This window comes from Pseudoalteromonas sp. S3431, assembly GCF_000690035.1.
Lineage (GTDB): Bacteria > Pseudomonadota > Gammaproteobacteria > Enterobacterales > Alteromonadaceae > Pseudoalteromonas > Pseudoalteromonas fuliginea.
The window spans coordinates 1-3,176 of sequence record NZ_JJNY01000129.1 but is presented as its reverse complement, the minus strand read 5'-3'; the positions used below and the strand labels follow the sequence as shown (position 1 = coordinate 3,176).

Annotated in this window: 2 protein-coding genes; both read right to left on the bottom strand. The window is 39.2% G+C overall.

All coding sequences use genetic code 11. The features are described from left to right. Window positions 1-260 precede the first annotated feature (260 nt). Entirely contained in the window at window positions 261-1,568 is a 1,308-nt protein-coding gene (phoR, locus tag DO88_RS00350) for a phosphate regulon sensor histidine kinase PhoR (protein ID WP_033041152.1), read from the bottom strand. Between the two features lie 199 nt (window positions 1,569-1,767). Continuing rightward, window positions 1,768-2,457 (bottom strand): phosphate regulon transcriptional regulator PhoB, encoded by a 690-nt coding sequence (gene phoB, locus DO88_RS00355; RefSeq protein WP_006791869.1) that lies wholly within the window; start codon window positions 2,455-2,457, stop codon window positions 1,768-1,770. Window positions 2,458-3,176 lie beyond the last annotated feature (719 nt).

Below are 3,176 nucleotides of genomic sequence, written 5' to 3'. Positions count from 1 at the left end.
ATCTTTGTGGATTGAAATTTGTTCAACCTAGGGGCGATTAAATCGCGGCGCGAGGTTTGTAACCTAGTGAGCTAAGTAAAAACCGAGCAACTAAGCGTTAACCCTCCCTAGAAAGAACCCCTTGGGCAGCGCATGTTTGGTATTTATGCTGCGTTATCGCCTATTTATGGGGAATATCCACACTACATAGGCTCTGGCTTGCCTAAAAACCAAACATACTTGCAAACTCAACCACTAAATATTAGCACGCCCTAGTATAATTACTTCGCCAACGGAACTATCTTATCGATTGAAAAATCAAAAGAAAAACATGAACCTTTGCCTATTTCACTGCGAATATTTAATTTGCTATCGTGGCGCGTTAGTACATGTTTTGTGATCGCAAGGCCTAAACCCGATCCTCCTGTTGTTCTGCTTCGTGCTTTATCTACCCGATAGAAGCGCTCCGTTAAACGATTAATATGCTCTGGCGCAATACCATCACCATTATCGGTAACACTAAAACAAGCACGATCACCTTTATGCTGCCAGCATACCTGTACTTTGCCGCCAGCTTTGGTGTAATGAATAGCGTTAAAAACGAGATTAGAAAACGCGCTGCGTAGTTCATCCTCAGAGCCTTTAATATCTAAAGTCGCATCAATATCAAAAACAAGTTCATGACCTTTATCCTGATTAATTGATTGTGCTTCGGTTTGAATGTAACCAAGCAACTTCGGAACATTAATTGCTTTATCGTTATCTTGACGCCTAGCACCTTCTATTCGCGAAAGTGATAATAACTGGCTAACCAAGCTATCCATGCGCTTACATTGCTCAAGCATCGTTTTTTGTGCCTTGCCCCACATTGCTGGCGGCGGCATCATATCGCCATCCATCATTTCAAGATAGCCAGATACCACTGTAAGCGGCGTACGTAGTTCATGTGATACATTGGCTACAAAGTCTTTACGCATTTGTTCAAGCTGCTTTAAACGTGTTACATCACGCACAACGACCATTAGCTGTGTACTTGCATATGGCATAACCCTAAATTCAAGTACTTGCTCAACCGCATGTCCATTATCAAGCTCAAGGGCATCATCAAATTCACCTTTGTGCATGTATTTAGCAAACTTAGGTTCGCGAATTAAGTTATCAAGGCGCTGACCGTGATCAGTTGGCCACTGTAGGCCAAGCACCTTAAGTGCTAGTTGATTACACCACACAATACTTAAATCATTTTGCAGTACCACAACAGCATCAGGTACAGCTTCTGCCCCATCGCGAAAGCGCCGAATTAAATCAGCAAGCTCATTACGCTTTTTACGATTGCGGTGCTGTAGATGATAAATGCCTTCGAATACTTGTTCCCACGCACCTTCGCCCTCGGGTGGATTAAAGCTGCGTTGATTAAGTAGCCAATCGCTCAAGCGATAAAGCTGATGATAGTGCCAAATAAGGAGGGAAAAAGATCCTAAAAATAAAAGCAAAAATGGCGCGCCAACCAGCACACCAATTAATAGTAAAGGTAAAAAATAGATAAACAGACGTTTTACTAACGCCTGCTTATTAACAACTCGATACATACACTCACTTTACCTTAGAGTAGTAATACACACGCACGTTATACCAACTGGCTTATAAATGGGGTCTATTTAACGATAAGGTAATTGCGCTATAACTAAGCAAAAATTTTATTTCTAGTTGTGTTCTAAATAAAATTTTTAACAACGTTATAGAGTTATTTAACTCGTTAAATTGTTCAAATATTTATGCAATTTGGTATTACAGCTTACTTGAAAAACGATACCCAGCACCACGTACAGTTTGCACCAAACGGTCATGTCCAAGTGGGCCAATTGCTTTACGCAGGCGACGAATATGCACATCAACCGTGCGATCTTCGACGTAAACGTTAGTTCCCCATACATGATCAAGCAGTTGTTCACGGCTATAAACACGCTCTGGGTGGGTCATAAAAAAGTGTAGCAATCTAAATTCGGTTGGCCCCATATCAAGCTCGTTACCTTCAGAGGTAACACGGTGAGAAATTGGATCTAAGCGCAGGCCATGTACTTCAATAGCTTCCTCTAATGAGGTTGGCGATACACGGCGAATAACTGCTTTAATACGCGCCATAAGCTCTTTAGGGGAAAACGGCTTAGTGACGTAATCGTCAGCCCCTACTTCAAGACCGCGTACTTTGTCTTCTTCTTCGCCACGGGCTGTAAGCATAATAATTGGGATTTGGCGGGTATGTTCATTTTGCTTAAACTTTTTCGCAATTTGAATACCGCTGCCACCTGGCAACATCCAATCAAGTAAAACCATGTCTGGATAAGGTTCAACCATAGCTGCAATTGCAGAGTCATAATCTTCTGCTTCAATCGCCTGAAATCCATTTTGCTCTAAAACAAAAACCAGCATCTCCCTGATAGGAGCTTCGTCATCTACGACTAGTACTTTACGTGACATTCCAATTTATCTCTTACGCTATCGAATTAGTTTTCATTATTATGACTAAGTATGACATTTTTATGAAAGTGTAACGTGTAAATTAAAATGGTGGTAAAAAAAATACAAATTAGTGACAAATAACCTCATTAACGTCATATTTTTAAAACCTTTTTAATATTTAACGCAATAAAAAGAGGTTTACGATAAATTTATGTAATAGCTAACTTTTTGAAATTATCTTTTTTGTATCGCTATTTAAACCACTAAACAATATTAAACTAGCTGGGATCATTGTTTTACTAACCAAGACATTTTTACAGATCGATCGTTTAAAAGTAGCTTTAAAGCCCTTTTAAAATCAACAAACCCGCCTGTGCAACCATCAATACGTTTAAAAATAGATCTAAATTTTACTAAGCCTTAAATAAAGGATCAGATTTTTACCAAGCCGATCCCCCCTCAGATCAGAGTTGTACTTAGTCAAAGCTATAAGTTGTTGATTGTTTGTACAAATAAATAACGATCAGATTATTTCAAAGCCTAAAATAGCGTCAAAGTGTACTTTTCTTAGTAAAATAATGATCCAAAAATAGCTATGTTAGTAAATGCGTGATCCCAAAGTACGGTGTTGGTAATACAGTGATCTGATCAATAAACCGTAATCTGCAATATAAAAAGGGCTAACATTAAAAAAGCCAGTAACAAAGTTACTGGCTTAGGGCCTGTTGACCTTTCAG

Bases quoted from the DNA above. Each gene is read 5' to 3' on its own strand.
- phoR (WP_033041152.1), bottom strand. From the start codon at position 1,568: ATGTATCGAGTTGTTAATAAGCAGGCGTTAGTAAAACGTCTGTTTATC.
- phoB (WP_006791869.1), bottom strand. From the start codon at position 2,457: ATGTCACGTAAAGTACTAGTCGTAGATGACGAAGCTCCTATCAGGGAG.